The 26,344-nt window shown below is 67.6% G+C and carries 29 protein-coding genes, 1 tRNA gene and 1 pseudogene; 21 read left to right on the top strand and 10 right to left on the bottom strand.

Annotation, left to right across the window (positions count from 1 at the left end; genetic code table 11):
• Positions 1 to 23: 23 nt before the first annotated feature.
• The 4 genes from D2V04_RS00760 to D2V04_RS00745 all read left to right on the top strand — a co-directional run bounded on the left by D2V04_RS00760 (position 24) and on the right by D2V04_RS00745 (position 2,069).
• Positions 24 to 251: a F0F1 ATP synthase subunit C gene (locus D2V04_RS00760; RefSeq protein WP_047805836.1), complete on the top strand. Its 228-nt coding sequence runs from the start codon at positions 24 to 26 to the stop codon at positions 249 to 251.
• 91 nt (positions 252 to 342) lie between these two features.
• Positions 343 to 837, top strand: a complete 495-nt coding sequence (locus D2V04_RS00755) for a F0F1 ATP synthase subunit B family protein (protein ID WP_119511478.1) — start codon at positions 343 to 345, stop codon at positions 835 to 837.
• Positions 830 to 1,393 (top strand): F0F1 ATP synthase subunit B family protein, encoded by a 564-nt coding sequence (locus D2V04_RS00750; RefSeq protein ID WP_119511477.1) that lies wholly within the window; start codon positions 830 to 832, stop codon positions 1,391 to 1,393. The genes D2V04_RS00755 and D2V04_RS00750 overlap by 8 nt, the downstream gene beginning before the upstream one ends.
• 67 nt (positions 1,394 to 1,460) lie before the next feature.
• The gene (locus tag D2V04_RS00745; RefSeq protein ID WP_119511476.1) at positions 1,461 to 2,069 is read left to right on the top strand and encodes a flavodoxin family protein; all 609 of its coding nucleotides are present in this window, start codon (positions 1,461 to 1,463) and stop codon (positions 2,067 to 2,069) included.
• A gap of 21 nt (positions 2,070 to 2,090) precedes the next feature.
• On the opposite strand, the gene gloB is transcribed toward D2V04_RS00745, so the two are convergent.
• The 5 genes and pseudogenes from gloB to aroA all read right to left on the bottom strand — a co-directional run bounded on the left by gloB (position 2,091) and on the right by aroA (position 7,637).
• Positions 2,091 to 2,846, bottom strand: coding sequence for a hydroxyacylglutathione hydrolase (gene gloB, locus D2V04_RS00740; protein WP_119511475.1), 756 nt, complete (start codon positions 2,844 to 2,846; stop codon positions 2,091 to 2,093).
• A 110-nt stretch (positions 2,847 to 2,956) separates the two neighbouring features.
• On the bottom strand, positions 2,957 to 4,657 hold the full coding sequence (gene rpsA / locus D2V04_RS00735; protein WP_119511474.1) for a 30S ribosomal protein S1: 1,701 nt from the start codon (positions 4,655 to 4,657) through the stop codon (positions 2,957 to 2,959).
• 579 nt (positions 4,658 to 5,236) lie between these two features.
• Complete coding sequence (locus tag D2V04_RS00730; protein ID WP_119511473.1) at positions 5,237 to 5,863, bottom strand: (d)CMP kinase; 627 nt, start codon at positions 5,861 to 5,863, stop codon at positions 5,237 to 5,239.
• Positions 5,864 to 5,961: 98 nt separating this feature from the next.
• Positions 5,962 to 6,210: pseudogene (locus D2V04_RS00725) on the bottom strand (CBU_0592 family membrane protein); the annotation flags it as partial.
• Positions 6,207 to 7,637 (bottom strand): 3-phosphoshikimate 1-carboxyvinyltransferase, encoded by a 1,431-nt coding sequence (gene aroA, locus D2V04_RS00720; RefSeq protein WP_119511472.1) that lies wholly within the window; start codon positions 7,635 to 7,637, stop codon positions 6,207 to 6,209. The gene aroA and the pseudogene D2V04_RS00725, both read right to left, overlap by 4 nt.
• Before the next feature lie 176 nt (positions 7,638 to 7,813).
• Between aroA and D2V04_RS00715 the strand changes: the two genes are divergently transcribed.
• The 5 genes from D2V04_RS00715 (at position 7,814) to rimM (ending at position 11,172) form a co-directional block, all read left to right on the top strand.
• A complete protein-coding gene (locus tag D2V04_RS00715) occupies positions 7,814 to 8,140 on the top strand; it encodes a TIGR02300 family protein (RefSeq protein ID WP_119511471.1) in 327 nt (108 codons plus the stop codon).
• A 101-nt stretch (positions 8,141 to 8,241) separates the two neighbouring features.
• Positions 8,242 to 8,317: transfer RNA gene (locus tag D2V04_RS00710), tRNA-Ala, on the top strand.
• Positions 8,318 to 8,597: 280 nt separating this feature from the next.
• Positions 8,598 to 10,028: a signal recognition particle protein gene (gene ffh / locus D2V04_RS00705; RefSeq protein ID WP_119511470.1), complete on the top strand. Its 1,431-nt coding sequence runs from the start codon at positions 8,598 to 8,600 to the stop codon at positions 10,026 to 10,028.
• 38 nt (positions 10,029 to 10,066) lie between these two features.
• Positions 10,067 to 10,588, top strand: a complete 522-nt coding sequence (gene rpsP, locus D2V04_RS00700) for a 30S ribosomal protein S16 (protein WP_119511469.1) — start codon at positions 10,067 to 10,069, stop codon at positions 10,586 to 10,588.
• Positions 10,589 to 10,647: 59 nt separating this feature from the next.
• Positions 10,648 to 11,172: a ribosome maturation factor RimM gene (rimM, locus tag D2V04_RS00695; RefSeq protein WP_267463433.1), complete on the top strand. Its 525-nt coding sequence runs from the start codon at positions 10,648 to 10,650 to the stop codon at positions 11,170 to 11,172.
• 21 nt (positions 11,173 to 11,193) lie between these two features.
• Here rimM and D2V04_RS17820 read toward each other — a convergent pair whose 3' ends face one another.
• The gene (locus D2V04_RS17820) at positions 11,194 to 11,352 is read right to left on the bottom strand and encodes a hypothetical protein (RefSeq protein ID WP_182849603.1); all 159 of its coding nucleotides are present in this window, start codon (positions 11,350 to 11,352) and stop codon (positions 11,194 to 11,196) included.
• Between the two features lie 90 nt (positions 11,353 to 11,442).
• Between D2V04_RS17820 and D2V04_RS00690 the strand changes: the two genes are divergently transcribed.
• Positions 11,443 to 12,372: a LysR substrate-binding domain-containing protein gene (locus D2V04_RS00690; RefSeq protein ID WP_407672022.1), complete on the top strand. Its 930-nt coding sequence runs from the start codon at positions 11,443 to 11,445 to the stop codon at positions 12,370 to 12,372.
• Positions 12,373 to 12,375: 3 nt separating this feature from the next.
• Here D2V04_RS00690 and D2V04_RS00685 read toward each other — a convergent pair whose 3' ends face one another.
• The gene (locus D2V04_RS00685) at positions 12,376 to 13,296 is read right to left on the bottom strand and encodes an NAD(P)/FAD-dependent oxidoreductase (RefSeq protein WP_119511467.1); all 921 of its coding nucleotides are present in this window, start codon (positions 13,294 to 13,296) and stop codon (positions 12,376 to 12,378) included.
• A 344-nt stretch (positions 13,297 to 13,640) separates the two neighbouring features.
• On the opposite strand from D2V04_RS00685, the gene trmD reads away from it, so the two are divergent.
• The 5 genes from trmD to D2V04_RS00660 all read left to right on the top strand — a co-directional run bounded on the left by trmD (position 13,641) and on the right by D2V04_RS00660 (position 17,447).
• The gene (gene trmD / locus D2V04_RS00680; protein ID WP_119511466.1) at positions 13,641 to 14,468 is read left to right on the top strand and encodes a tRNA (guanosine(37)-N1)-methyltransferase TrmD; all 828 of its coding nucleotides are present in this window, start codon (positions 13,641 to 13,643) and stop codon (positions 14,466 to 14,468) included.
• A gap of 11 nt (positions 14,469 to 14,479) precedes the next feature.
• Positions 14,480 to 14,854: a 50S ribosomal protein L19 gene (gene rplS, locus D2V04_RS00675; protein ID WP_119511465.1), complete on the top strand. Its 375-nt coding sequence runs from the start codon at positions 14,480 to 14,482 to the stop codon at positions 14,852 to 14,854.
• Positions 14,855 to 15,011: 157 nt separating this feature from the next.
• A complete protein-coding gene (locus D2V04_RS00670; RefSeq protein WP_119511464.1) occupies positions 15,012 to 16,037 on the top strand; it encodes an aspartate-semialdehyde dehydrogenase in 1,026 nt (341 codons plus the stop codon).
• A 31-nt stretch (positions 16,038 to 16,068) separates the two neighbouring features.
• Positions 16,069 to 16,719 carry a 2-hydroxychromene-2-carboxylate isomerase gene (locus D2V04_RS00665; protein WP_119511463.1) on the top strand — a complete coding sequence of 217 codons (651 nt, stop codon included), beginning with the start codon at positions 16,069 to 16,071 and terminating at the stop codon, positions 16,717 to 16,719.
• Positions 16,716 to 17,447: a DUF4336 domain-containing protein gene (locus D2V04_RS00660; protein ID WP_119511462.1), complete on the top strand. Its 732-nt coding sequence runs from the start codon at positions 16,716 to 16,718 to the stop codon at positions 17,445 to 17,447. Before D2V04_RS00665 ends, D2V04_RS00660 begins: the two co-directional genes overlap by 4 nt.
• 1 nt (position 17,448) lies before the next feature.
• Here D2V04_RS00660 and D2V04_RS00655 read toward each other — a convergent pair whose 3' ends face one another.
• The 3 genes from D2V04_RS00655 to D2V04_RS00645 are packed head-to-tail and all read right to left on the bottom strand — an operon-like array spanning position 17,449 to position 20,574.
• On the bottom strand, positions 17,449 to 19,023 hold the full coding sequence (locus D2V04_RS00655; protein WP_119511461.1) for a DHA2 family efflux MFS transporter permease subunit: 1,575 nt from the start codon (positions 19,021 to 19,023) through the stop codon (positions 17,449 to 17,451).
• A gap of 14 nt (positions 19,024 to 19,037) precedes the next feature.
• Entirely contained in the window at positions 19,038 to 20,138 is a 1,101-nt protein-coding gene (locus D2V04_RS00650; protein WP_119511460.1) for an HlyD family secretion protein, read from the bottom strand.
• Positions 20,131 to 20,574, bottom strand: a complete 444-nt coding sequence (locus D2V04_RS00645) for a MarR family winged helix-turn-helix transcriptional regulator (protein ID WP_119511459.1) — start codon at positions 20,572 to 20,574, stop codon at positions 20,131 to 20,133. The genes D2V04_RS00650 and D2V04_RS00645 overlap by 8 nt, the downstream gene beginning before the upstream one ends.
• Before the next feature lie 75 nt (positions 20,575 to 20,649).
• Here D2V04_RS00645 and D2V04_RS00640 point away from each other — a divergent pair, with 75 nt between their 5' ends.
• The 6 genes from D2V04_RS00640 (at position 20,650) to rimK (ending at position 26,291) form a co-directional block, all read left to right on the top strand.
• Positions 20,650 to 21,096 carry a GFA family protein gene (locus D2V04_RS00640; RefSeq protein ID WP_119511458.1) on the top strand — a complete coding sequence of 149 codons (447 nt, stop codon included), beginning with the start codon at positions 20,650 to 20,652 and terminating at the stop codon, positions 21,094 to 21,096.
• The gene (locus tag D2V04_RS00635; protein WP_119511457.1) at positions 21,093 to 21,854 is read left to right on the top strand and encodes an alpha/beta fold hydrolase; all 762 of its coding nucleotides are present in this window, start codon (positions 21,093 to 21,095) and stop codon (positions 21,852 to 21,854) included. Before D2V04_RS00640 ends, D2V04_RS00635 begins: the two co-directional genes overlap by 4 nt.
• Positions 21,855 to 21,925: 71 nt before the next feature.
• Positions 21,926 to 23,779 carry a M2 family metallopeptidase gene (locus D2V04_RS00630; RefSeq protein WP_119511490.1) on the top strand — a complete coding sequence of 618 codons (1,854 nt, stop codon included), beginning with the start codon at positions 21,926 to 21,928 and terminating at the stop codon, positions 23,777 to 23,779.
• Between the two features lie 147 nt (positions 23,780 to 23,926).
• Positions 23,927 to 24,928 carry a YncE family protein gene (locus tag D2V04_RS00625; RefSeq protein ID WP_119511456.1) on the top strand — a complete coding sequence of 334 codons (1,002 nt, stop codon included), beginning with the start codon at positions 23,927 to 23,929 and terminating at the stop codon, positions 24,926 to 24,928.
• A complete protein-coding gene (locus tag D2V04_RS00620; RefSeq protein ID WP_119511455.1) occupies positions 24,925 to 25,389 on the top strand; it encodes an ATP-dependent zinc protease family protein in 465 nt (154 codons plus the stop codon). Before D2V04_RS00625 ends, D2V04_RS00620 begins: the two co-directional genes overlap by 4 nt.
• Positions 25,386 to 26,291, top strand: coding sequence for a 30S ribosomal protein S6--L-glutamate ligase (rimK, locus tag D2V04_RS00615; RefSeq protein WP_119511454.1), 906 nt, complete (start codon positions 25,386 to 25,388; stop codon positions 26,289 to 26,291). Before D2V04_RS00620 ends, rimK begins: the two co-directional genes overlap by 4 nt.
• The last annotated feature ends 53 nt before the right edge of the window (positions 26,292 to 26,344 follow it).

Genomic DNA, 26,344 nt, shown 5'->3' with positions numbered 1-26,344 from the left:
ATTCGATTCAAAGGAGTTTTGACATGGACGTAGAAGCTGCAAAGCTGGTTGGCGCTGGTCTCGCCGCGATCGGCGCGGGCATGGCCGCGATCGGCGTGGGTAACGTGTTCGGCTCGTTCCTCGAGAGCGCGCTGCGCAACCCGGGCGCTGCCGACGGCCAGCAGGGCCGCCTGTTCATCGGCTTCGCCGCTGCCGAGCTTCTCGGTCTGCTGGCGTTCGTCGTGGCGATGATCCTGATCTTCGTCGCCTGATCGACCGACTATCCGTCGCCGGCCGGGTTTCGCCCGGCCGGCACGCTTTCTTCCGCCTGAATCCGGCGCCTGACTTCCGGGACGTGCTTCGATGCCCCAGATAGCCCAGCTCGCAGAAACCTTCTCCAGCCAGATTTTCTGGCTGCTGGTGTTCTTCGGGATCGTGTTCTTCGTCATCGGCCGGGGCATGGTCCCCAAGGTGATGGGGACCGTTGCCGAGCGCGACGGCCAGATCGGCAGCGATCTCGCCGCCGCCGAGGCCGCGCGTGCGCAGGCGGACGAGGAAGAAGAAGCCTGGCGCAAGCGCGAGAACGAAAATCGCGCCGCCGCCCAGGCGCTCGTTGCCAAGGCGAAGGCCGATGCCGCCGCCAGCAGCGAGAAGAAGCTCGCGGCCGCGCAGAAGCGGCTCGACAAGAAGCTCGCCGATGCGGAAGCTGCGGTCGCCGCCGCACGCACGTCTGCGCTGGCCGAGATCGAAGGCGTGGCAGCCGAAGCCGCACAGGACATCGTCCAGCGGCTGGCGGGCGTCAGCGTCACCGCCGCGAGCGCGAAGAAGGCCGTCAAGGAGGCCATGAACCATGGCTAACGCACCCCAAGTCTTCGCCACCGATGCCGCCGAAACGGAGGCGGTGATCGAGCATGGTTCCGTGGAGCACGTCGAACCCGAGCTGTTCGGCCTGGCCCCGTTCCAGGTCGTTGCCGTGGCGATGGCGGTGCTGATCCTGATCGCGATCTGGAAGAAGGTCCCTGGCCTGATCGTCGGCGGGCTCGACAACAAGATCGCCGGGATCAAGCGCCAGCTCGACGAAGCCAAGGCGCTGCGCACCGAGGCCGAGGCGCTGCGCGACGAGTATCGCCGCAAGGTCGCCGGTGCCGAGAAGGACGCGGAAGCCATGCTCGCCAACGCCCAGCGCGAGGCCGACACGATCGTCGCCAAGGCGGAAGAGGACAGCAAGGCGATGGTCGAGCGCCGCAAGCGCATGGCCGAGGACAAGATCGCCGCCGCCGAGCGCGAAGCGGTCGAGAACGTGCGCGCCCATGCGGCGAGCGCCGCGGCCTCCGCTGCGCGCAAGCTGATCGCCGAAAAGCACGACGCCGACGCCGACCGCAAGCTGGCCGACGAACTGATCGCCGGCATCTGATCCGCGTCCGCTTTCGCGGAACGATAACGAGGGGCCATGCGCTTTCTCCTGCGAACAGGAGAATCGCATGGCCCTTTCCGCAATAGCGATAAACTGCACGCTCAAATCCTCGGGTGACGAGGCGAGCTCCACCGACGCGATGATCGGCGTTCTCGCGCAGAAGTTCGCCGAGCGCGGCGTTTCGATCTCCGAGACGCTGCGCATCGCCGACTACAACGTGCTGGCCGGCGTTACCTCCGACGAGGGCGAGGGTGATGACTGGCCCGCGCTGCGGGCAAAGATCCTCGCGCATGATATCCTCGTCTTCGGCGGCCCGATCTGGCTTGGCCAGATCAGCTCGCTCGCCAAGCGCGTGCTGGAGCGGATGGACGCCTTCCTCAGCGAAACCGACGACAAAGGGCGGATGCCGAGCTATTCGAAAGTGGCGGTCGCCGCGATCGTCGGCAACGAGGACGGCGCGCACTGGTCGACCTCGCAGCTGTTCCAGAGCCTCAACGATCTCGGCTGGACGATCCCCGCTGCGGCGGCCTGCTACTGGGTGGGCGAGGCGATGGGCTCGACCGACTTCAAGGATCTCGATCAGACGCCGGAAAAGGTGGCCGAGACCGCCAGGATGGTCGCGGCGAACGCCGTGCATCTGGCGGGGCTGCTGAAGGAGAGCCCCTATCCGGGGTGACGGACCGGCGCCGGCGCTTTGCTAGAAGCTGTCCTTCGCCGCCCGTAGCGCCGCGAACGTCTCGTGCGGCGCGCTGCCGCCCCAGCGGCCGCGCAGGGCCTCCGTGTCGGCGCGCAGGAAGGGGTTGGTCGCGAGTTCGCGGGACAGCGGCATGGGAACGGTCGGCTCGCCGCGGGCGCGGCGTTCGTCGATCTCGCGGGCGTAGAGCTGAAGCTCGGGGTTGTCCGGGTCCGCGTGGAGCGCGAACCGGGCGTTGGCCTGCGTGTACTCGTGCGCGCAGTAGAGCGTGGTGTCGCGCGGCAGGGTCTTGATCCGCTCGAGGCTGGCCCAGAACTGCTCGGGCGTCCCCTCGAACATCCGCCCGCAGCCGAGCGCGAAGACGCTGTCGCCGACGAAGGCCATCCCGGCTTCGGGCAGGTGGTAGGCGATGTGTCCCTCGGTGTGTCCGCCGACGTCGATCACCCGCGCCTCGAACCCGCCGAGCGCCACGGTGTCGCCGTCAGCGACCACGCGGTCGACGGGGGCGATCTTCTCGACTTCCTTCGGGCCGGTCACCTGGGCGCCGGTGGCCTCGACGATCGTCTTGTTGCCGCCGGCGTGATCGGGGTGCCAGTGGGTGTTCCAGATCTGCGTGATCCGCCAGCCCCTGACCTCGGCCTGGCGCAGGTACTCGGGGCCGTCGGGCGTGTCGATCGCGGCGGTTTCCCCGCTCTCCGGGTCGTGGAGCAGGTAGCCGTAGTTGTCGCCGAGGCAGGGGAACTGATGGACTTCGAGCATGGCGCTCATCCTACGCGCCGGGGCTGATATAGGAAAGGCCCGCCTGCCGGGTGGGCAAGCGGGCCTTCCTTGTCTCCTCCAGCTTCCGCTGGGTGACTGCGCCGGTGGCGTCAGTCCTTCTTCTTCAGCGCTTCGCCGAGGATGTCGCCGAGCGAGGCGCCCGAGTCGGACGAGCCGAACTGCGCCACGGCTTCCTTCTCCTCGGAGATCTGGCGGGCCTTGATCGAGAAGTTCGGCTTCTTCGAACGGTCGAAGCCGATGACCATGGCATCGATCTTCTGGCCGGTCTGGAACCGGTCCGGACGCTGCTCGTCGCGGTCGCGGCCGAGGTCGGAGCGCTTGATGAAGCCGGTCGCACCGTCTTCGCCGACCTGCACCTCGAGGCCGCCATCGCGGACTTCGAGCACGGTGACGGTGACGATCTGGTTCTTGCGCAGCGCGCCCGAAGCGCCCGCCTCGCTCGGCGCGCCCTTCTCGAGCTGCTTCATGCCGAGGCTGATGCGCTCCTTGTCGACGTCGACGTCGAGCACGATCGCCTCGACCTCTTCACCCTTGCGGTGCAGCGCCAGTGCGTCCTCGCCCGAGATGCCCCAGGCGATGTCGGACATGTGAACCATGCCGTCGACGTCGCCGTCGAGACCCACGAACAGGCCGAACTCGGTGGCGTTCTTGACTTCGCCGGTGACCTTCGAACCGATCGGGTGCTTGTCGGCGAACTCTTCCCACGGGTTGCGCTGGGCCTGCTTGAGGCCGAGCGAGATGCGGCGCTTCTCGCTGTCCACCTCGAGCACCATGACTTCGACTTCCTGCGAGGTCGAGACGATCTTGCCCGGGTGCACGTTCTTCTTGGTCCAGCTCATCTCGGAGACGTGGACCAGGCCTTCGATGCCCGGCTCCAGCTCCACGAAGGCGCCGTATTCGGTGATGTTGGTGACGGTGCCGGTCAGCTTCGCGCCGACCGGATACTTCGCACCGACGCCGTCCCACGGATCGCTCTCGAGCTGCTTCATGCCGAGGCTGATGCGCTGCGTTTCCTCGTTGATGCGGATGATCTGCACGGTGACGGTGTCGCCGATGTTGATCACCTCGCTCGGGTGGTTGACGCGCTTGTAGCTCATGTCGGTGACATGGAGCAGGCCGTCGATACCGCCGAGGTCGACGAAGGCGCCGTAGTCGGTGATGTTCTTGACGACACCCTCGATCACCTGGCCTTCGGAGAGCTTGTCGATCAGCTCGCTGCGCTGTTCGGCGCGGGTTTCCTCGAGCACCGCGCGGCGGCTGACGACGATGTTGCCGCGGCGGCGATCCATCTTCAGGATCTGGAACGGCTGCGGCATGTCCATCAGCGGGGTCACGTCGCGGACCGGGCGGATGTCGACCTGCGAACCGGGCAGGAACGCCACGGCGCCGTCGAGGTCGACGGTGAAGCCGCCCTTGACGCGGCCGAAGATGCGGCCCTCGACGCGCTTGCCTTCGCCGAACTCGCTTTCCAGCTTGTCCCACGCGGCTTCGCGGCGGGCGCGGTCGCGGCTGAGCATGGCTTCGCCGTCGGCGTTCTCGACGCGGTCGACGAACACTTCGACTTCGCTGCCGACCTGCAGGCCGTGCTCGTCATCGACGCGCATGAATTCCTTGAGGGGGACGCGGCCTTCGCTCTTGAGGCCGACGTCGATCACGGCGAGGCCGTTCTCGATCGCGGTGACGGTGCCCTTGACGACGCGGCCTTCGAAGCCTTCTTCGCCGGCGCCGCCGAGTTGTTCGTTGAGCAGCGCCTCGAAATCGGCGCGTGTGGGGTTGGCGGAAGTTGCCATTGGTGGATGTTCCTAGTTCACGTTTTTTCCGGCCAAGCGGTTGGGTCCGCTGGTCTTCTGGCCAGACTCTCCGCCGGGCCGGATGCCGTGGCGGAGGTTCTCCGAACGCGCGGGGGAGGGAGGGGGCGGGAAAAGCAGGCCGGGGCGGACGAACCGCCCAACTCGAACCGGCAATGCCAAAGGAAGCCTGCCTCCGACCGGACCCATGCGTCCGTCGAACGGGCGCGCGCCTAGGCGAAAGCGGGCGCAAAAGCAAGCAAAACCGCGCGGTGGCGTTGACGCTCCGCCGGGTTTTAGCGCGGTGTCACCTTGCGCTCCCCGCCCTCGGTGGAGAGTCCCTTCCGGACGCATCCGCATGTGGACTTTGCGAGCGCGAAAGCCACACCCTCCGGCGGGTGTCACCTTGTGCGGCGAGCGGGAAGGGAGAAGGCGAGTCGCGGTGCGCATGAGGGAGGTGGTGACACACCGCGGCGCGTGTAGGAAAATGGTTTCTCGCGGGAAGGCCGCCGGGCTGACGGGAAAGCGAAAAGGGCGTGTCCTTTGCGCACCCTATTGCCCTGAGTCTTCCTGCGGCCCGCTCTACCTTCGCCCCAGCGCTTCCTCGACCGCCCCGATCGCGGCGGCGACGGCCTGGTCGCGGCTCAGGGTGGAGGTATCGAGCACCCATGCGTCCGGCGCGGCGCGCAAGGGGGCGTCCTTGCGCTCGGTGTCGCGGGCGTCGCGGCGGCGGAGGTCTTCGGCGATGGCCTCGAGCGAGGCGGTGATGCCGCGCTCGTGCATCTCCCGCCAGCGGCGCTCGGCGCGCGCCTCGACACTGGCGGTGACGAACAGCTTCACCTGCGCCTCGGGCGCGATGACGGTGCCGATATCGCGCCCGTCGAGCACCGCGCCGCCGGGCTGGGTGGCGAACGTCCGCTGGCGTTCGAACAGGGCCTGGCGCACCGTGGGATGGATAGAGACGCGGCTGGCGAGCCCGCCGGTCTCCTCGCTGCGCAAGTGCGGATCGGCCAGCAGCGCCTCGGGAAAACTGGTCGCCGCGAGAGCGTCCACCGGGTCGTCCGGGTTGCCGCCGTCGAGAAACACCTGCCGCCCGACCGCGCGATAGAGCAGGCCGGTGTCGAGATGCGGCAAGCGGTAGTGCGCGGCCAGCGCGCGGGCGATCGTGCCCTTGCCGCTGGCGGTGGGACCGTCGACGGCGATGATCACCGCTCTCCCCTCCCGCTTGCGGGAGGGGCCGGGGGAGGGCGCGTTGCAGAGGGGGAGGGCGGCACACCCTCCCCTGACCCCTCCCGCAAGCGGGAGGGGGAGTTGCGTTCCCGCGCCGCCTTGACCAGGCCGTAGATCGCGATCGCGGCCCAGAAGCCTTCGAGAACCAGGCTCGGCCAGTTGGTGTGGACCAGCAGCGACACCGTCAGCAGCGCGGCGCCGAGCAGGTTGGTGCCGTGGAGCACGAACGGGTTGGGCGCCGAATTCCAGGTGAGATAGGCATAGGCGACGATGATGCAGGCCATGCCCGCGAAGCCGATCAGGGACGCGGAATCCAGCCCCGTCATTCTCCCTCTCCCCCTTGCGGGAGGGGGCTGGAGGGTGGGTGAGGGGCGTCGTGATCAGACAGGCCCACCCCCGACCCCTCCCGCGAGCGGGAGGGGGGATTGGCCGCGCCTTCCAGCAGGTCGATGAAGTTCGGAAAGCTCGTGCCGATCGGGCGGGTGTCGTCGATGTTCACGCCTGCGCGGCTGGCGAGGCCGGCGACGGCCATGCTCATCGCGATGCGGTGATCGAGATGGGTGACGACCGGTGCGTCCTCGCCCGTGCCGGGCAGCGGATCGCCGCCGGTTCCCTCGACGATCAGGCCGTCCTCGGTTTCCTCGACCTGCGCGCCGGCGGCGGTCAGCGCGGCGGCCATGGCGGCGATGCGGTCGCTTTCCTTGACGCGCAGTTCCTCCAGCCCGCGCGTCACCATGCGCCCCTGTGCGAGCGCAGCGGCGACGAACAGGACGGGGAACTCGTCGATCATGCTCGGCGCCACGGCCGGGTCGACTTCGATCCCGGAGAGCGGGGCATGGCGCACGCGCAGGTCCGCGACCGGCTCGCCGCCGACTTCGCGCGCGTCCAGCTCCTCGATGCTCGCGCCCATCCGGCGCAGCACCGCGACCAGTCCGGCGCGGGTGGGATTGAGGCCGACGTTCTCGATCACGAGATCGCTGCCTTCCACGAGGCTGGCCGCGACGAGGAAGAACGCGGCGGACGAGGGATCGCCCGGAACCTCGATCGTCTGCGGGCGCAGGTCGGCCTCGCCGCGGATGCGGATGATCCGCTCGCCGCCCAGTTCCTCCACCTCCAGCTCGGCGCCGAAGCCGCGCAGCATGCGCTCGGAGTGGTCGCGCGTCGGCACCGGCTCGATCACCGTGGTCACGCCGGGCGTGTTAAGCCCGGCGAGCAGCACCGCGCTTTTCACCTGCGCGCTGGCGACGGGCAGGCGGTATTCGATCGGCACCGCCGGGCAGAGCCCTTCCATCATCAGCGGCAGCGTGCCGCCGGGCGAAGGCGTGAAGCCCGCGCCCATGCGGCTCAGCGGCTCGATCACGCGGCCCATCGGGCGCTTCGACAGGCTCGCGTCGCCGGTGAAGGCGGCGGTGATCCCGTGGCTCGCGATCAGGCCCATGAGGAGGCGGGTGGAGGTGCCCGAGTTGCCCATATCGAGCGCCTGGCCGGGCTGGAGCAGGCCGCCCACGCCGACGCCGTGGATCGACCAGGTGCCGTCCGCTTCGCGCTCGATCGTTGCGCCCATCGCGCGCATCGCGGCGGCCGTGGCCAGCACGTCCTCGCCTTCAAGCAGGCCGCTCGCCCGCGTCTCGCCCACGGCCAGCGCGCCGAGCATCAGCGCGCGGTGGCTGATCGATTTGTCGCCGGGCACGCGAATCCGTCCGCGCAAGGGGCCGGACGGCAGGAAGCGGCGGGGGCGGGGCGTGTCGTTCAAGGAAAGGGGTCCTTCACCGGGAGGGGCGGATCGGCCGCGGCTTTTGACAGCGGCATTGCCCTATGGCAAGGCGCGCGCCGCCTGCGGTGCGCTCTTGATTCCGGGGGCGAGCACACCCATCACGTTCTCACAAGTTTCAACCCTGCCAGGGCGGCGGGGAATGGTAAGGATTGACAATGGCCAAGCCAGAATGGGGCACCAAGCGTTCCTGCCCCAAATGCGGTGAACGCTTCTACGACCTCGGCAAGGACGAGCCCGTCGCCTGCATCGAATGCGGCGAGGAATGGTATCCCGAGCCGGTGCTGAAGTCGAAGCAGCCGATTCCGTTCGAGGAAGAAGAGAAGAAGGACAAGGAAGCCGACAGCGACCTTGCCGACGACGATCTGGAAGACATCGACGTCGATGACGACGACGATTCGCCGGACAACGAGGTCGATCTCGGCGGCGACGACGATCTCGGCGTCTCGAAGGGCAAGGGCGACGACGAGGAAGAAGATACCTAAATCCGCTCTTGCAATGCAGGGCCGCCCTGAATAAAGGGCGGCCCTCCCGCTCACCGGCGGGTCTGGCGCATCTCCCGGGATGCGCCGCGAATGGATGGCACGGGGCCTTAGCTCAGCTGGGAGAGCGCCTGCATGGCATGCAGGAGGTCAGCGGTTCGATCCCGCTAGGCTCCACCATCCTCCGGTTTACCGCCTTTCGGCCCATGCCGGGCTGCAAATGGCGGGATCCTGCGCTTCCGGTGCTCACGGCCAGAAAGGCCGCTGCGCGCCGGTTCTCGGCTCCCACCATTTTCGCTTCCGGCCTGAACCGAAATCCGGCAAACCGGGCTACGTTCGAAATACGCCGTGCCTTTCGCGCGGTTTGGAATGCCGATTTGCCCGCTGGCTGACGAGGTTTCGTCCGCCGGCGTTTTTCGCGTTTGGTTCGTAAGAGCCGAGATTGAGTTTGGAGTAGGCGATGTTCGACAATCTGTCCGACCGGCTCGGCAATGTGTTCGACCGCCTGCGCGGGCGCGGGGCGCTGAGCGAGCAGGACGTGCGCGAGGCGATGCGCGAGGTGCGCGTCGCGCTGCTCGAGGCGGACGTCGCGCTGCCGGTCGTGCGCCGGTTCATCGATGCGGTGACCGAGAAGGCGATCGGGGCCGAGGTGCTGAAATCGGTTACGCCGGGCCAGCAGGTCGTCAAGATCGTCAACGACGAACTGGTCGCAATGCTGGGCGGCGAAGCGGTCGAGGGTCTGAACCTCGACGCCAAGCCGCCGGTCGTGATCATGATGGTCGGCCTCCAGGGCTCGGGCAAGACGACCACCACCGCCAAGCTCGGCAAGTTCCTGAAGGAGCGCCACGGCAAGAAGGCGCTGATGGCCTCGCTCGATGTCAACCGCCCGGCTGCGCAGGAGCAGCTCGCGGTTCTGGGCGAGCAGGTCAGCGTCGCGACCCTGCCGATCGTGCAGGGCCAGCAGCCGGTCGACATCGCGCGGCGGGCTATGGAAGCGGCGCGGCTCCAGTCGGCCGACGTGCTGCTGCTCGACACCGCCGGCCGCCTGCACGTCGACGAAGCGCTGATGGCGGAGATGAAGGCGGTCGCCGGCATCTCCTCGCCGAACGAAGTGCTGCTGGTGGTCGATTCGCTGACCGGTCAGGATGCGGTCAACGTCGCCAAGAGCTTCACCGAGGAAGTGCCGCTGACCGGCGTGGTCCTCACCCGGATGGACGGCGATGCGCGCGGCGGCGCGGCGCTGTCGATGCGGCACGTCACCGGCAAGCCGATCAAGTTCGCCGGCACGGGCGAGAAGCTCGATGCGCTGGAGGCGTTCGATCCCAAGCGCGTCGCCGGCCGCATCCTCGGCATGGGCGACGTCGTCAGCCTGGTCGAGAAGGCCGCGGCGACGATCAAGGAAGAAGACGCCGAAGCGCTCGCCAAGCGCATGGCGAAGGGTCAGTTCGACCTCAACGATCTGCGCACGCAGCTCCGCCAGATGCAGAGCATGGGCGGGCTCGGCATGCTCGCCGGGATGCTGCCGGGCATGAAGAAGGCCAAGGCGGCGTTGTCGCAGTCGGGCGTGGACGACAAGGTGCTGGTCCACATGGACGCGATCATCGGCTCGATGACGCCGAAGGAACGCGCCAATCCCGCGCTGCTCAACGCCAAGCGCAAGAAGCGCGTCGCAGCGGGCTCGGGCCTGCAGGTGCAGGACGTGAACAAGCTGCTCAAGATGCACCAGGAAATGAGCCGCGCGATGAAGCAGATCAAGAAGATGGGCGGCCTCAAGGGCCTCGGCGCGCTGTTCGGCGGCGGAGGCATGGGCGCCGCGATGCCGGGTCTCGGCGGGCCCGGCGCGGGCGGCATGCCGCCGGGGCTGCCCGGTCTGCCCGGTTCGAAGAAATGATTTCAGTTCAGAAGATTAAGTTGGAAAGGTAATCTACAATGGCAATTGCACTCCGTCTCTCGCGCGGTGGCGCGAAGAAGCGCCCCTACTACCGCATCGTCGCGGCCGACAGCCGCAAGCCGCGCGACGGCAAGTATCTCGAGCAGATCGGCACCTATAACCCGCTGCTCGCCAAGGACGACGAGAAGCGCGTTCAGCTGAACGAGGATCGCGCCCGCTACTGGCTCGGCGTCGGCGCCCAGCCGAGCGACCGCGTCGCCCGCTTCCTCGATGCCGCCGGCATCCGCGAGCGTGCCGCGCGCAATAACCCGAACAAGGCCGAGCCGGGCGACAAGGCCAAGGAACGCGCCGAGGAGAAGGCCACCAAGGCCGCCGAGGCCGAGGAAGCCAAGAAGGCTGCCGAGGAAGAAGCCAGCGCGCCGGCCGAGGAAACCGCCGAAGCCGCTCCGGCCGAAGAGGCGCCCGCTGCCGAAGCTCCGGCCGAGGAAGCACCTGCGGAGGAAGCTCCGGCGGAAGAGACTCCCGCCGAGGAAGCCGCCGAAGACAAGGCCGAGGGCTGATGAAACCTCCCTCTCCCCTTCAGGGGAGAGGGTCGGGGAGAGGGGGACGTGCGCCACGGGTGCAGTCCGCCACTCCCCCTCTCCCAACCCTCTCCCCTGAAGGGGAGAGGGCTATCACGCTCGCGGCCGTCATCGGCGCGCATGGCGTGACGGGTGAAGTCCGTCTCAAGCTCTTCGGCGAGGGGCTGGAGAACCTCAAGGCGCACAAGGCCTATAACGGCGGCGCGCTGACGCTGTCGAAAGTGCGCGGCGACAACAAGGGCGGCGCGATCGCCCGCTTCGCCGAAGTGACCGACCGCGCCGCGGCCGAGAAGCTGCGCGGCACCACGCTCACTGTCCCGCGCGCCGCGCTCCCTCCGCTGGAGGAAGGCGAGTACTACCACGCCGACCTGATCGGCCTTCCCGCCGTGACCGACGCGGGCGAACCGGTCGGCACGATCGTCGCGGTCGAGAACTACGGCGCCACCGACCTGATCGAGATCGAAAAGCCCGACGGAAAACGCTTCCTGGTGCCGATGATCGAGGCCGCGGTGCCCGAGTGGAACGGCGAGCGGCTGGTCGTGAGCCGCGACTTCGCCGAATAGTCCGGGCCGAGTAAACCGGCGTCAGCCGCACCCTTTCGGTTCGGTCTTCCCGAAAAGCCAGGCTTTTGGCGCGCGGCGCGCGGACCGCTTCGTTGCGGGTGCCCGCAGGCGCTGCGTGAGGTCGTGCGAGGCGCGCTCGTGGTCGCTGTTCCAGAGGCGCATGAGGAATTCGTCCTGCATTGGTCTGCCCTTTCCTTCGATGCCCCGAAAATGGCTTGGGAGAGCGGCAAAGACCAACAAAAGGGTTGGCGCGGACCATAAGCAGGACTTATGAAGGTGGCGATGGAGAACCTGCCGCCCCTTTCCGCGATCCGGGCGTTCGAAGCGGCCGGCCGGCTCGAGCATTTCTCCCGCGCCGGCGAGGAACTGGGCATGACCCAGGCCGCGGTCAGCTACCAGATTCGCCAGCTCGAACAGCGGATCGGCCAGCAGCTTTTTGTCCGGGAGAAGGGCGGCGTGCGCCTGTCCGATGCCGGGCGGCGCCTGCTGCCCGCGGTCACCGGCGCCTTTGCAGAACTGCGCCAGGCCTTCGCCGGGCTGAGCGAGGAAACCGCCGGGGTGCTGGCGATCAGCGCTCCGGTGTCTTTCGGCGCGACCTGGCTCTCGGCGCGCATCGGCAGCTTCCAGCTGCGCTTTCCGGATCTGGCAGTGCGGCTTTCGCTCAGCAACGGCCTGGTCGACTTCGCACGCGACAATTTCGATCTCGCGATCCGTATCGGGTCCGGAAAGTGGGACGGCCTGCGGAGCGAGTTCATGTTCCGCTCGCATGTCACGCCGATGTGTTCGCCCGAGTTCCTCGACCGGCACAGCATCCGCCGACCGGAGGACCTGTTGCAGGTCGAGCGGCTGGGCCCGAACGACCCCTGGTGGGCGGGCTGGTTCGCTGCCGCCGGCGTGGGCGAGGCACCGGCGCCGCGACGGGGGATCATGTTCGACAGCCAGTCGCAGGAAGCCAACGCCGTGCAGGCCGGCTTCGGCGTCGCGCTGATGACGCCGCTGCTGTGGCGCGCCGAGCTCGAGAGCGGCCGGCTGGTCCGGCCGTTCGACACGCTTTACCAGCCGGGCGGTTCGAACTGGATCGTCCATCCCGCCGGCAGCGTCGGCGTGCGCAAGCTCGAGCGCTTCCGCGAATGGTTTCGCGAGGAACTTGATCGCGATCTGGACCTGTTGCCCGAGCCGTTGCTGACGCCGCCGGAATAGCCGCTACCGCCGGATCGGCCGCTCTTTCGCGAGGTGGTTGCGGATCGTGGTGGCGGCGACGCCGGCCTGGCCCATGGCGTGGCTGATCTGGTCGAGGCCGATCACCACGTCGCCGGCGGCGAAGAGGCCCGGAACGGTGGTTTCCAGATGCTCGTCGACGACAATGCAGTCGTCGTCGCTCGTCTCCGCGCCGGCGAGCTGCGCGAGTTCGGAGCGCACGGTCGTGCCGAGCGCCGGATAGACGCTGTCGAACGCCATGCGCACGTCGGCGGTGTCGAACGCCAGCCGCTCGCCTTCGATCGCGAAGCCGCCGCAGGGGCCGGCGACGCGGGCGATCCCTGCCTCCTCGAGCTGGGCCGAGCATTCGCGGTCGAGATCGTGGTCGCCGTGCGGGCTGACGAGCGTCAGGTCCGCGGTATAGCCGCGCAGGAACAGCGCTTCCGTGGTCCCGTGCTTGCCGGTGCCGATCACGGCGACCCGCCGATCAGTCACTTCGTATCCGTCGCAGACCGGGCAATAGCGCAGCAGCCCGCGCGCGAGTGCTTCGTCGTGAACATCATCCGCCAGGGCGTCCGGGCGGCGGTTGACGACGCCCGTGGCGAGCAGGACGGCGCGCGCGGTGAAGGCGCCGCTGTCGGTGCCGACGGTGAAGTGCTCGCCGGCTTTCGCCAGATGCTCGACCCGCTTCTCCTCGCGCACCGCGCCGTACTTGCGCGCCTGCTCGTGCATCCGGCGCAGCAGCTCCTTGCCTTCGATGCCGTCGGGAAAGCCGGCGTGATTGTGCGTGCACGGTATCCACGCCGCCCGGCTGGTGCCCGAGTCGAACAGCCGGATTGAGAGATGATAACGCGCGAGATAGATCGCGGCGGTCAGGCCGGCAGGCCCGGCGCCGATGATGATGCAGTCGTCTATCTTGTTGCTCATTGGCAGGTGAACGCGCGGGATGGCAAAGCGGTGCCCCAACAGCTACGCGGCATCGCTATGATGTTCATTATGGCCCTTCTTCTAATTTGTGTCCTCTTCGAGATTTTGGGCGCGGCGCTTGCACTTTGCGCATTGCTAGACGGTCGTATTCACTCGCCTCTGGGTCAGGTTGTCCCTGTTTCTATTGTATCCACTCTGATCGCGTGGGCTGTGCCGACCGAGAGTTGGTTGGGTCTCACGGTGCGAACGGGATGGTTCGAGCCTTGGTCGGCCAGCTGGACAGTGGCTTTTTGGGCGTTGATCGGTGTTCCATCTGCAATCATGGCGCATCGAAAGGTCTCTGCATGACCTTCGCCGCCACCATCCTGACACTCTATCCCGAGATGTTTCCCGGGCCGCTCGGCGTTTCGCTTGCCGGGCGGGCGCTGGAGCGGGGGGACTGGGCCTGCGAGACGGTGCAGATCCGCGACTTCGCGGCCGACCGGCACCGGACGGTGGACGACACGCCGGCCGGGGGCGGGGCGGGCATGGTGCTCAAGCCGGACGTGCTCGCGGCGGCGCTGGATTCCGTGACAAAGCCCTCTCCCCTTCAGGGGAGAGGGTTGGGAGAGGGGGAGGGGCGAATCGCGACCGTAGCGCGCGACCCCCTCCCCCCGACCCCCTCCCCTGAAGGGGAGGGGGAGAGGCCGATCCTCGCCATGACGCCGCGCGGCACGCCGATCACGCAGGCGCGGATTCGCGAGTTGGCGGCGGGGCCGGGCGTGGTGATCCTGTGCGGCCGGTTCGAGGGGTTCGACGAGCGCCTGTTCGAGGCGCGGCCGCAGATCGAGCAGGTCAGTCTCGGCGACGTGGTCCTCTCCGGCGGAGAGCCTGCCGCGCTGGCCATTCTCGATGCTTGCATTCGCCTGCTTCCCGGCGTAATGGGCGCGCCTTCGAGCGGGGCCGAGGAATCCTTCGAGGAAGGGCTTCTCGAATATCCGCAATATACCCGACCTCAGGAATGGGAAGGGCGCACGATCCCTGAAGTGCTGCGATCGGGGGATCATGCGAAAATCGCGGCGTGGCGCAAGCAACGCAGCGAGGAAGACACACGGTCACGCAGGCCGGACCTTTGGGAGCGCTACAGTGGCGCTCGGGACCAGTCTGCCTCTGATGCGCGGCGAAAAAGGTAAGGATACAGGTCATGAACCTGATTCAGCAGCTCGAGGCCGAAGCCATCGAGAACCTCGGGAAGGACGTTCCCGAATTCCGCGCCGGTGACACCGTGCGCGTCGGCGTGAAAGTCGTCGAAGGCACGCGCGAGCGTGTGCAGAATTTCGAAGGCGTGGTGATCGCCCGTTCGAACCGCGGCATGGGTTCGAACTTCACCGTGCGCAAGATGAGCTTCGGCGAAGGCGTGGAACGTGTGTTCCCGCTCTACTCGCCGATCGTCGACTCGATTACCGTGGTTCGCCGCGGCGTCGTGCGCCGGGCGAAGCTCTACTACCTGCGCGGCCGTACCGGTAAATCGGCCCGCATCGCCGAGCGCCGCGAGAACCGCCCGACCGAAAAGGCCTGATCGGCCGCCAGTCGGGAAAGAGACAAGCAAGGGGCGCTCCGGCACGGGTCGGGGCGCCCCTTTTGCGTTTCGGCCCGCTATCGGGGGTTCAAGGATATTTGCGGTTGCGGGCGAGACGCTGAGCGCTAAGCCCCGCGCACCAAGCGAGGAGTGATAGATGGGTTATCGGGTGGCAATCGTCGGCGCGACCGGCAACGTCGGACGCGAGATGATGCAGATCCTCGCCGAGCGCGAGTTCCCGTGCGACGAGGTCGCCGCGGTGGCGAGCTCGCGCTCGGTCGGAACCGAGGTCGAGTTCGGCGACACCGGCAAGATGCTCAAGTGCAAGAACATCGAGCACTTCGACTTCGCCGGATGGGACATCGCCCTGTTCGCCGCCGGTAGCGGCCCGGCGAAGGAATATGCGCCCAAGGCGGCGGCGGCGGGCTGCGTGGTGATCGACAACTCCTCGCTCTACCGCATGGAGCCCGACGTGCCGCTGATCGTGCCAGAGGTGAACCCGGACGCGATCGACGGCTACAGCAAGCGCAACATCATCGCCAATCCGAACTGCTCGACCGCGCAGCTCGTCGTCGCGCTCAAGCCGCTGCACGATGCGGCGACGATCAAGCGCGTGGTGGTGAGCACCTACCAGTCCGTGTCCGGCGCCGGGAAGGCGGGGATGGACGAGCTGTTCGAGCAGAGCCGCGCGATCTTCGTCGGCGATCCGGTCGAGGCGAAGAAGTTCACCAAGCAGATCGCGTTCAACGTGATCCCGCACATCGACGTCTTCCTCGACGACGGGTCGACCAAGGAAGAGTGGAAGATGGTGGTCGAGACCAAGAAGATCCTCGACCCGAAGATCAAGCTCAACGCCACTTGCGTGCGCGTGCCGGTGTTCGTCGGCCATTCCGAAGCGGTGAACATCGAATTCGAGAACGAGCTCTCGGCCGAAGCGGCGCAGGACATTCTGCGCGAGGCGCCGGGCGTGATGCTCGTCGACAAGCGCGAGGACGGCGGATACGTCACCCCGATCGAAAGCGCGGGCGACGGCGCCACCTATATCAGCCGCGTGCGCGAGGACCCGACGGTCGAGAACGGCCTGACGCTGTGGTGCGTCTCCGACAACCTGCGCAAGGGCGCGGCGCTCAATGCCGTGCAGATCGCGGAGCTGCTCGGCCGGCGGCACCTGAAGAAGGGGTGACGCGGGGGAGGGCATGCGGCACAAGGTCCGCATGACCCTCGCCGCCGATCTCTATTTCAGCTTTCGCAGTCCCTACAGCTATCTGGCGGTGGGGCGGTATCGGGCGTTGGCGGAAAGCCACGCGATCGAGATCGCGCTGCGGCCGGTCTATCCGCTGGCGATCCGGCAGCCGGATTTCTTCGAGCGCAACCATCCGAACTGGCTGCGCTACACGTTCCTCGACATGCTGCGCGTGGCGCAGTTTCACGGGATTCCGTTCGGCCCGCCGCGGCCCGATCCGATCGTGCAGGACATCGCCACGCGCACGATCGCGGCCGAGCAGCCCTATATCCGCCGGATCACCCGGCTCGGGCAGGCTGCGGCGCGGCGGGGCAAGGGCCTCGCCTTCGCGCACGAGGCGGGCAAGCTGATCTGGGGCGGGGCGGAGGACTGGCATGACGGCGAGCACCTGGCGGGTGCGGCCGAGCGGGCCGGACTGGACCTCGTGGAGCTCGACGCCGAAGTGGCGGCAGAGGCGGACGAGCTCGACGCCGAGATCGCGGCGAACCAGCAGGCGCTCGAGGATGCGGGCCACTGGGGCGTGCCGACGCTGGTGTTCGATGGCGAGCCGTTCTTCGGGCAGGACCGGATCGAAATGGCCCAGTGGCGTATGGAACAGAAGGGGCTCGCCCCGCGGAGATGAGCGCTTTCGTTCCCTACGAACCACTGAACGCGCCCAAGCCTTTCGCAGACGACGTGTGGATCGTCGACGGGCCGGAAATCCGGATGGACTACGGCCCCACCAGCCTGCCTTTCCCGACGCGGATGACGGTCGTGCGGCTCGCCTCGGGCGAACTGTGGGTTCACTCGCCGATCGCGCCCGATCCGGCCCTGTTCGAGCGGGTCGAGGCGCTGGGGCGGGTACGGTACCTCGTCGCGCCCAATTCGCTGCATTACTGGTACATGGCCGACTGGCTCGAGCGGTATCCGGAGGTGACCAGCCACGCCGTGCCGGGGCTCGAGCAAGCGAAGCGCCGCTTCCGCATCGACCGGACCCTCACGGCCGGCGAGCGCATGGCATGGGAGGACGAGATCGCCTGGGTCCTGGTGCCGGGCACGGCGGTGACCGAAGCGGTGTTCTTCGTGCGGCGCGCTGGGGTCGCGGTGCTGACCGACCTGATCGAGAACTTCGAGCCCGCGCGCGTGCGCAAGACCTGGCTGCGTTGGCTCATCAAGCTGGGCCGCGCGGATGGGACCACGCCGCTCGACATGCGCGCGACCTACCTTCCCCGGCGCAAGAAAGTGGCACGCGCCGTTGGTGAAATTCTGGAATGGCCGGTGGAGAAAGTCGTGATGGCCCACGGCCGCCCTTATGAGCGAGACGGCGCGGCGGAACTGCGGCGCGCATTGCGCTGGGCCGCGCGCGGCTGACCTAGTGCCCGACCGCGTCGGCGGCAGGGCCCGCACCGGCCTTCGCCGGTCGCATCAGGAAGGCGAACGGGACGGCGGCCAGCGCCATCCACATCATCAGCCAGAAATCGTCGACATAGCCGATCATCGCCGCCTGCCGGTTGACCTCGGCATCGATCATCGCGAGCCCCGCCTGGCCGAGCGCCTGGAAGCGGTCGAGGGCCGAGAGGTCCAGCGCGCCGAGGCTCTGCGCGGTCACACGGCCGCCGAGCTCCTCGTGGCTGATCTGGATATTGCGCGCGAGCAGGATCGTGGTGACCGAGATCCCGACCGAAGCGCCGAGCGAGCGCACGAGGTTGAGCAGGCTCGCCCCCTCTGTGCGCAGGCGCGGCTCCAGCGTGGAGAAGGCGGTGACGTTGAGCGGGATGAACACCAGCCCCATGCCGAGCCCCTGGATCAGCCCCGAGAGGATGAAGTGGTACGAATCGGCCTGCAGCGACCAGTGCGCCATCTGCCACTGCGACAAGGCGGTGATCGCGAACCCGCTCGCCACCACCATGCGCGCGTCGACCCCGCGGCGGATCAGCAAGCCCGAGAGTTGCATCGAGATCAGCACTCCGACGCCGCGCGGCATCAGCACGATCCCGGTGTCGATCACGCCGTAACCGAACAGGTGCTGCAGCATCGGCGGCAGCAGCGCCATGTTGGCGAACATGACGACGCCGATCACGAACATGAAGCAGAGCGCCAGAGTGAAGTTCCGGTCGCGGAACATCGACCCTTCGAACAGCGGATTGCGCGCGGTCGCCATATGGACGATCGCCATCCACCCGGCGCTGGCGGCGAGGAACGTGTAGAGCCAGATCTCGCCCGCATCGAACCAGTCGAGGTGTTCGCCGCGGTCGAGCAGGAGCTGGAACGAGGCGAGGGCAAGACCCAGCAGCGCGAAGCCGGTCAGGTCGAAACGGCGCGCGGCGCCGTCGCGGTGGGGCAGCTCGGCCATCAGGACCGCCAGCGCCAGAATGCCCACCGGCAGATTGACGTAGAACACCCAGCGCCAGTTCGCGCTCTCGGTCAGCCAGCCGCCGAGTATGGGGCCGAGGATCGGGCCGATCATGATCCCCATGCCCCAGATCGCCATGACCTGCGGGTGGCGGCTGGGGCGCGAGGTATCGAGCATGAAGCTCTGACTCAACGCCGGGATGAACGCGCCTGCAACGCCCTGGAGCGCGCGGAACATCACCATCTCTTCCAGATTCTGGGCCATGCCGCAGAGCATCGAGGCGCCGATGAAGCCGGCGACCGAGAGGATGAACAGGCGCCGCCCGCCGACCCGGTCGGCCAGCCAGCCGGTCACCGGCATGGCGACTGCCGAGGCGACGATGTAGCTCGTCAGCACCCAGGTGATGCTTTCCGACGTCGCACCGAGCGTGCTTTGCATGTGCGGGATCGCGACGTTGGCGATCGTCGTGTCGAGCACCTGCAGCAGCGAGGCGGCCATGATCCCCACGAGCAGCAGTGCAGGGTTGCGAACCTGAAGCTGGGCCTCGTCGGTCGGCGGCGCACCGGAGTGGGCGGGAAGGGCGGCCGAGGCCACTTGCGCGCCGGTCTTTAGCGCTCGCGGCCGTCGGTGAAGACGGTCACCTCGGTCGAGAGACCCGCGATAAGTTGACGCGGGCTGTTGCTGTCGATCCTGATGCGCACCGGCACGCGCTGGGTCACCTTGACCCAGTTGCCGGTGGCGTTCTGGGCCGGGAGGACCGAGAACTCCGATCCGGTGCCGGCGCCGATCGAGGCGACATGGCCTCGCAGCACGACATCGGGATAGGCGTCGACGCGGATCTCCGCCGGCTGGCCGATGCGCATGTCCTCAAGCTCGGTCTCCTTGAAGTTGGCCTCGACATAGGAGCTTGCCTCCCGGACGATGGTGACCACCGGGAGGCCCTGCATGACCTGCTGCCCGATCTGGAGACGGTCGGCCTGCGACACGACGCCTGCGACTGGCGCGCGGATTTCGGTCCGGCGCAAGTTGAGTTCGGCGGCCGCCCGCTGGGCCTCGCCCGCGGCCACTTGCGGGTTCTTGCCCGGCACGGCCGCGCCGCGCGCGAGCTTGGCCCGCGCCTCGGCCTGCTGAGCCAGCGCGATGCGGAGCTCCTCGCGCGCTTGCTGGACCGCATGTTCGGCCGCGTCATGCTCGGTCTTGGTCAGGAAGCCGCGGTTGTAGAGCTCGTCCTTGCGCGCGAAATTCGCTTCGGCGAAGGCGATGTCCTCGCGCGCGGCGGACACCGATGCGCCCGAAAGGTCGCTGCTGTTGCTGAGCGCGGTGACGTTGGCCTGGGCCTGCGCGATGGCGGCATTGGCCTGCGCGATCTGGACGCGATAGGGTTCGGGGTCGATGCGGAACAGCAGAGCGCCGGCGGCGACGCGCTGCCCGTCCTCCACCGCAACCTCGACGATCTGCCCGCCGACTTCGGCGGAGACGGCCACCCGGTCCTGCTGGACATAGGCGTTGTCGGTCGAAACCTGGCCCTGCAAGCTCAGCCAGTAAATGCCGCCCGCGATCAGCATGGCGAGCGGCACGGCCGCCATCAGCGCGATCCGGCCCCAGCGGCGCGGCTTGGCAGGCGCCGGTTCCGCCTGTTCGGGGGCCGATTCGGGGGCGGGGACTTCGTTCGCGGCTTCGGGCAGCGTTGCGGGATCGGCGTCAGCCATTGGCGGCAAGCTCCTTCGACGGGGCCGAGAGGTTGGTGGAAACGCGTTCGAGCATGGCCATGAAGACTGCCTCTTCCTCCGCGTCGAAACCGGCCAGCATGGTTTCGATCAACCCGTCGAGCGCGGCGCGGATGCGGGCGATCTTGCCGCGGCTGCGGACGGTCAGGTGAAGCAGCCGCGCGCGCCGGTCGTCGGGATCGGCGCGGCGTTCGACCAGGCCGGCTTCCTCCATCCGGTCGACCATGCGGCACAGCGTAATCGGCTCGATCTCCAGCCGTTCGGCGTAGAAAGCCTGGTTGCGGCCCGGATGCCGTTCGAGATTGAGCAGGAGGCGCGCCTGCGGCGCCGTCACGCCCGCTTCGCGCACCCGCTCGTCGAAGGCGCGGCGCAGCAGGCGCGAGTTGTCGGCGAGAAGATAGCCTGGGTTGGTGTCCATGGCCGGGTATATAATAAGCATGCTTATATACTCAAGCGGGTTTGCGCATGTCAGGCGCTGCGGTAGGTGGAGGACATGGAGCAAACCAAGTCAGGCGGCTGCCAGTGCGGCCGCATCCGCTATAGTGCCGAGGTCGATCCGGCCGAGGCTTACCTGTGCCACTGCCGCATGTGCCAACGGGCGACAGGCGGTGTCGCCGCGTGCTTCGTCAGCGTGCGGCGCGACGGAGTTGCATGGGAGCGGGAGCCCGACTGGTATGCAAGCTCGCCGATCGCCTCGCGCCCGTTCTGCTCGAATTGCGGTACGCCGCTCGGTTTCCGCTATGTCGAGGGCAGCGACCGAATGGATCTGACGGTCGGCAGCTTCGACGATCCGTCCGACTTCGTCCCCCAGAGCCACTTCGGCGCCGAAAGCCTGCACGAGGCCTGGCTCGACACGAGCACGCTGCCGCGCCAGCGCTCCGACGAGCAGGAAACCCTCGTCGCGAAATGGGAAGCGGCGGGCGTGGAGCCTCCACAATGAGCGAGCGGACGATGGAGAGGGTCGCATCTTTCGACGGTGCCGAACTGGCCGTGCATCGACTCGGCGCGGGCCGGCCGGTGCTGATGCTGCACGGACTGTTCTCGAGCGCGGAGATGAACTGGATCCGCTTCGGGCATGCGCAGAAGCTGGCCGACGCAGGGTTCGAGGCGGTGATGCCCGACCTGCGGGCGCACGGCGACAGCGCCAAGCCGCACGAGGCCGATGCCTATCCGCCGGGCGTGCTGGCGAAGGATGCGGCGGCGCTGGTCGAGGCACTGGGGCTGGAGGACTACGACCTGGTCGGTTTCTCGCTTGGCTCGCGAACTTCGGCGCGGGCGGTGATCGACGGGCTTCGTCCGCGCCGGCTGGTGCTGGGTGGGATGGGCCTAGAGGGGCTGGCCGGCTGGAACCGGCGCGCGGCGTTCTTCATCGACGCGATCGACCGCTTCGACGAGGTCGAACGCGGCGATCCGGCGTTCATGGCGGTCAGCTTCATGAAGACGATGAAGATCGACCGCGTGGCCGCACGGCTGTTGCTTCAGGCGGTGGACGACACCGATCCCGAGGAATTGGCGAAGATCACGATGCCGACAATGGTCCTGTGCGGCGACAAGGACGACGACAACGGCTCGGCGGCCAAGCTTGCCGAGGCGCTGCCCGATGCGCGCCATGTGGAGATACCCGGCACGCACATGAGCTCGGTGACCGAAGGCGCGCTGGGTGATGCACTGGTGGAGTTTCTCGGCGCAACCGCTTGATTCGCGTCCGGCGGAGGTTCAAAAACCGGTATCTGCCGAAACCGGTTCCGCATGAGAGGATGCCCCAGATCATGAAGTTCGCACCCGTCGCGCTTGCCGCGCTTGCCGTCTCGCTCGCCGTTCCCGCTCACGCGCAGGATACCAGCCCGCCCGCCGGCGAGCAGACCGCGCAGCAGGAATATCCGATGACGCCGCAGGGCGCGGCCGCCTGGGTCGACATGGTGGAGAAGGACCTGTTCGACTACTCGGTCGACGCGAGCCGGGTCTATTGGGTCAACGCGACCTACATCACTGACGATACCGACGCGCTCGCCGCGCAGGCAGGTGCGGAAGGGACCGAGAAGTCGGTCAAGTACGCGCTTGAGGCCGCGAAGTACGCACAAATCCAGGGGCTCGACCCCGACGTCGCGCGCAAGCTGGATATCCTGCGCAACGGCATCGTCCTGCCCGCGCCGACCACGGCGGGCGCCGCGACCGAACTCAACGAGATCGCGACCAGCCTGCAGAGCCAGTACGGCAAGGGCCGCGGCACGCTCAACGGGCAGGAGATCTCCGGCTCCGACATCGAGGCGGAGATGGGCAATCTCGAGCACACGCCCGAGGAGTTCGCCGAGATGTGGGCGAGCTGGCACGACAACGTCGGCGCGCCGATGAAGGAAGAATACGTCCGCATGGTCGAGATCGCCAACGGCGGCGCGACCGAGCTCGGGTTCGACGACGTGGGGGCGATGTGGCGCTCCGGCTACGACATGGACCCCGAGGAATTCACCGCCATGACCGAGCGGCTGTGGCAGGAGACCCGGCCGCTGTACGAGGCGCTCCACACTTACGTGCGCACGCAGCTCAACGAGAAATACGGCAACGCGGTGCAGCCGACCACCGGGCCGATCCGCGCCGACCTGCTCGGCAACATGTGGGCGCAGGAATGGGGCAATATCTACCCGATCGTCGCGCCGGAGGGTTCGGGCGATCTCGGCTATGATATCGGCGAGCTGCTGGAAGCGCAGGGCAAGGAGCCGCTCGACATGGTCAAGATCGGCGAGGGCTTCTATTCGTCGCTCGGCTTCAAGCCGCTGCCGGAAACCTTCTGGGAGCGCAGCCTGTTCACCAAGCCGGCCGACCGCGAAGTGGTGTGTCACGCCAGCGCCTGGGACGTCGACAACAAGGACGACATCCGCATCAAGATGTGCATCAAGGTGAATGCGGACGACTTCGTCACCATCCACCACGAGCTGGGGCACAACTACTACCAGCGCGCCTACAACGAGCAGCCGTACCTCTATCTCAACGGCGCGAACGACGGGTTCCACGAGGCGATCGGCGATTTCGTCGCGCTGTCGATCACGCCTGAATACCTCGTCCAGATCGGCCTGCTCGACCGCAGCCAGGTGCCGGGCGCAGAGAAGGACATCGGCCTCCTGCTGCGGCAGGCGATGGACAAGGTCGCGTTCCTGCCGTTCGGCCTGCTGGTCGACAAGTGGCGCTGGGGCGTGTTCGACGGATCGATCGCTCCGGCGGACTACAACACCGCATGGACCGAGCTGCGGCGCGAGTATCAGGGCATCACGCCGCCGGTCGAGCGGCCGGCCGACGCCTTCGATCCGGGCGCGAAGTACCACATCCCGGGCAACACGCCCTACATGCGGTACTTCCTCGCGCGCATCCTGCAGTTCCAGTTCTACAAGGCCGCCTGCGATCAGGCCGGCTGGAAGGGCCCGCTCCACCGCTGCAGCTTCTACGGCAACAAGGAAGTGGGCGCGAAGCTGGCGCAGATGCTGGAGATGGGCGCGAGCGAACCGTGGCCCGACGCGCTCGAGGCGTTCACCGGCACCCGCGAGATGAGCGCCAAGCCGATGCTCGAATACTTCGCGCCGCTGAAGGCCTGGCTCGACGAGCAGAACAAGGGCAAGCCGACGGGCTGGTAGGCCCCGTGTGAGTCCCCGCGAAGGCGGGGACCTCATGCCATTGGCGCTCCGCTGATATCCTGAGGTCTCCGCCTTCGCGGGGACTCGGAGAAGGCGGCAAGGTCGGTTATCCTCCCTCTCACTACGGAGGGCTGCTCGGAGGACGTCATGCGGGTTTTATCGCTTCTATGCCTGGCCGCGGCGGCCTGCGCGCCCGTTGCCGAGGAGCCCGGCGCGGGATCGGCGGCCGGTGGCGAGGCCGCGGTGTTCGTCGCCAACAAGTTCGGCAACTCGCTGTCGAAGATCGACCTCGCGAGCGGCAAAGAGGTCGCGCGGGTCGATAGCTGCGCCAACCCGCACGAGCTCGCCACCTCGCCCGACGGCACGCATGTCGCGCTCGCCTGCTACGGCGGCACGAGCGTCGACGTGTTCCGCGCGAGCGACCTCTCGCGGGTCAAGCGGATCGAGCTGGGGGAGAACGCGCGGCCGCACGGGATCGTCTGGCATGCGAACGGCGATCTCTACGCGAGTGCCGAGGGACGCCGCTCGATCTTCTGGATCCGCAATCCGCTCAGCGAGAATGCCGAGGCGTTCGAATTCTCGACCGGGCAGGAAGGTACGCACATGCTCGCCGTCGCGCCCGATGCGCGGCATGCCTGGACGGTCGACCTCGGCTCGAAAACGGTGACGCTGGTCGACTTGCTGACCCGCCGCGCGCCGCGCTCGGTGGAAGTCGGCATCGAGCCGGAAGGGATCGATCTCGCGCCGGACGGCGAGACTCTATGGGTTTCCGCGCGGGGGTCGGACAAGGCGTTCGCCGTCGATCCGCAGACACTGGAGGTGCGGCACGAGGTCGCGACCGGCGACTTCCCGCTGCGCCTCGCGGTCCGGCCGCAGGGCGATGTCGCGGTGACCTCCAACATGGCCGATGGTTCGCTGACGGTCATCGATCTCGCCACGGCGCGCGCGGTACGCACGATCGAGGTCTCGGGCCGCCAGGAGGCGGAAGAGCGCCAGCAGGTCACGATCGTCTGGTCCGAGGATGGGGAGCGCATCTACGTCGCCGAGACCGGCACCGACACGATCGCCGAAGTCGATTTCGCCAGCGGCAAGGTGCTGCGGCGGCTGGCCACCGGCGACGGGGGCGACGGGCTGGCGATCGTCGGTTGAGCGCGAAGAAGGAGCCATTGCCGGCGGTCGGATGGCGCGAACTGGTGGCTTTACCCGAACTGGGCCTCACCGCCGTTCCGGCCAAGATCGATACCGGCGCGCGGACCTCGTCGCTTCACGCGACCGTGCTCGACCGGTTCGAACGAGACGGGCGGAATTACGTCCGTTTCGCGGTCGATTTCGGGCGCCAGCACGTGCGTCAGGTGTGCGAGGCGGTCCAGGTAGACAAGCGCGGGATCACCAGCTCGAACGGCGAGACGCAAATGCGCTTGATCGTGAAGACGCCGATGCGTATCGGCGCCGTCGAATTTCGTGCCGAGATCAGTCTTGCCGACCGCTCGGACATGCAATTTCCCCTGCTTATCGGCCGCACGGCACTTCGCCGGCGGTTTGTCGTTGATTCGGGCAGCTCGTGGCTCCAGTCGCCCGGGCGCATGCCGAGGAAAGATCGCGTGCCATGAAGATTGCCATGCTTGCCCGGAATCCGAACCTTTACTCACACCGGCGGCTGGTGGAGGCGGCGGAGGCGCGGGGCCATGTGCTCGACGTGCTCAACACGCTGCGCTGCAACGTGCAGATCGCCTCGCACCGCCCGACGGTAACCTATAATGGCGAGACGCTGACCGGCTACGACGCGGTGATCCCGCGCATCGGCGCCTCGATCACGCATTACGGCCTCGCGATCCTGCGCCAGTTCGAGATGAGCGGTGTCTGGCCGCTCAACGAAAGCGTCGCGATCGGCCGCAGCCGCGACAAGCTGCGTTCGATGCAGATTCTCGCCAAGCACGGTCTCGGCCTACCGCTGACGGCCTTCGCGCACGACCCGAAACAGACCGAGGAGATCGTCAAGGCGGTCAAGGGGCCGCCGGTGGTGATCAAGCTGCTCGAAGGCACGCAGGGAATCGGCGTCGTCCTCGCCGAGACCGAGGCGAGCGCCAAGTCGGTGATCGAGGCCTTCCGGGGCGCCAACGTCAACATCCTGGTGCAGGAGTTCATCAAGGAAGCTGGCGGCACCGACATCCGCGCGCTGGTGATCGGTGGCAAGGTCGTCGCCGCGATGAAGCGCACTGGCGCGCCCGACGATTTCCGCAGCAACCTCCACCGCGGCGGCAGCGCGGAACTGGTCAGGATCACGCCCGAGGAACGCTCGACCGCCGTGCGCGCGGCCAAGCGCATGGGGCTGAACGTCTGCGGCGTGGACATGCTGCGCAGCAATCACGGGCCGGTCATCATGGAAGTCAATTCCTCGCCCGGCCTGGAAGGAATTGAGGCCGCGAGCGGCAAGGACATTGCGGGGATGATCATCGATTTCATCGCCGCCAATGCCAGGGCGGGCAAGACAAAGACCAAAGGGAAGGGATGAGAGCGGGCGGTGCCTGACTCGCAGCCCCGAGGATTGACGGGAACGGGAGGGCG

The sequence above is a fragment of the Pelagerythrobacter aerophilus genome, from assembly GCF_003581645.1.
In the GTDB taxonomy this organism is placed as follows: Bacteria; Pseudomonadota; Alphaproteobacteria; order Sphingomonadales; family Sphingomonadaceae; genus Pelagerythrobacter; species Pelagerythrobacter aerophilus.
The sequence above is the reverse complement of the archived record's forward strand: the minus strand, read 5'-3'. Positions and strand labels throughout refer to the sequence as shown.

What these genes read in the sequence shown, in the direction of transcription:
- D2V04_RS00760 (WP_047805836.1), top strand. Translation starts at nt 24, where the DNA reads ATGGACGTAGAAGCTGCAAAGCTGGTTGGCGCTGGTCTCGCCGCGATC.
- D2V04_RS00755 (WP_119511478.1), top strand. Translation starts at nt 343, where the DNA reads ATGCCCCAGATAGCCCAGCTCGCAGAAACCTTCTCCAGCCAGATTTTC.
- D2V04_RS00750 (WP_119511477.1), top strand. Translation starts at nt 830, where the DNA reads ATGGCTAACGCACCCCAAGTCTTCGCCACCGATGCCGCCGAAACGGAG.
- D2V04_RS00745 (WP_119511476.1), top strand. Translation starts at nt 1,461, where the DNA reads ATGGCCCTTTCCGCAATAGCGATAAACTGCACGCTCAAATCCTCGGGT.
- gloB (WP_119511475.1), bottom strand. Translation starts at nt 2,846, where the DNA reads ATGCTCGAAGTCCATCAGTTCCCCTGCCTCGGCGACAACTACGGCTAC.
- rpsA (WP_119511474.1), bottom strand. Translation starts at nt 4,657, where the DNA reads ATGGCAACTTCCGCCAACCCCACACGCGCCGATTTCGAGGCGCTGCTC.
- D2V04_RS00715 (WP_119511471.1), top strand. Translation starts at nt 7,814, where the DNA reads ATGGCCAAGCCAGAATGGGGCACCAAGCGTTCCTGCCCCAAATGCGGT.
- ffh (WP_119511470.1), top strand. Translation starts at nt 8,598, where the DNA reads ATGTTCGACAATCTGTCCGACCGGCTCGGCAATGTGTTCGACCGCCTG.
- rpsP (WP_119511469.1), top strand. Translation starts at nt 10,067, where the DNA reads ATGGCAATTGCACTCCGTCTCTCGCGCGGTGGCGCGAAGAAGCGCCCC.
- D2V04_RS17820 (WP_182849603.1), bottom strand. Translation starts at nt 11,352, where the DNA reads ATGCAGGACGAATTCCTCATGCGCCTCTGGAACAGCGACCACGAGCGC.
- D2V04_RS00690 (WP_407672022.1), top strand. Translation starts at nt 11,443, where the DNA reads ATGAAGGTGGCGATGGAGAACCTGCCGCCCCTTTCCGCGATCCGGGCG.
- D2V04_RS00685 (WP_119511467.1), bottom strand. Translation starts at nt 13,296, where the DNA reads ATGAGCAACAAGATAGACGACTGCATCATCATCGGCGCCGGGCCTGCC.
- trmD (WP_119511466.1), top strand. Translation starts at nt 13,641, where the DNA reads ATGACCTTCGCCGCCACCATCCTGACACTCTATCCCGAGATGTTTCCC.
- rplS (WP_119511465.1), top strand. Translation starts at nt 14,480, where the DNA reads ATGAACCTGATTCAGCAGCTCGAGGCCGAAGCCATCGAGAACCTCGGG.
- D2V04_RS00670 (WP_119511464.1), top strand. Translation starts at nt 15,012, where the DNA reads ATGGGTTATCGGGTGGCAATCGTCGGCGCGACCGGCAACGTCGGACGC.
- D2V04_RS00665 (WP_119511463.1), top strand. Translation starts at nt 16,069, where the DNA reads ATGACCCTCGCCGCCGATCTCTATTTCAGCTTTCGCAGTCCCTACAGC.
- D2V04_RS00660 (WP_119511462.1), top strand. Translation starts at nt 16,716, where the DNA reads ATGAGCGCTTTCGTTCCCTACGAACCACTGAACGCGCCCAAGCCTTTC.
- D2V04_RS00650 (WP_119511460.1), bottom strand. Translation starts at nt 20,138, where the DNA reads ATGGCTGACGCCGATCCCGCAACGCTGCCCGAAGCCGCGAACGAAGTC.
- D2V04_RS00645 (WP_119511459.1), bottom strand. Translation starts at nt 20,574, where the DNA reads ATGGACACCAACCCAGGCTATCTTCTCGCCGACAACTCGCGCCTGCTG.
- D2V04_RS00640 (WP_119511458.1), top strand. Translation starts at nt 20,650, where the DNA reads ATGGAGCAAACCAAGTCAGGCGGCTGCCAGTGCGGCCGCATCCGCTAT.
- D2V04_RS00635 (WP_119511457.1), top strand. Translation starts at nt 21,093, where the DNA reads ATGAGCGAGCGGACGATGGAGAGGGTCGCATCTTTCGACGGTGCCGAA.
- D2V04_RS00630 (WP_119511490.1), top strand. Translation starts at nt 21,926, where the DNA reads ATGAAGTTCGCACCCGTCGCGCTTGCCGCGCTTGCCGTCTCGCTCGCC.
- D2V04_RS00625 (WP_119511456.1), top strand. Translation starts at nt 23,927, where the DNA reads ATGCGGGTTTTATCGCTTCTATGCCTGGCCGCGGCGGCCTGCGCGCCC.
- rimK (WP_119511454.1), top strand. Translation starts at nt 25,386, where the DNA reads ATGAAGATTGCCATGCTTGCCCGGAATCCGAACCTTTACTCACACCGG.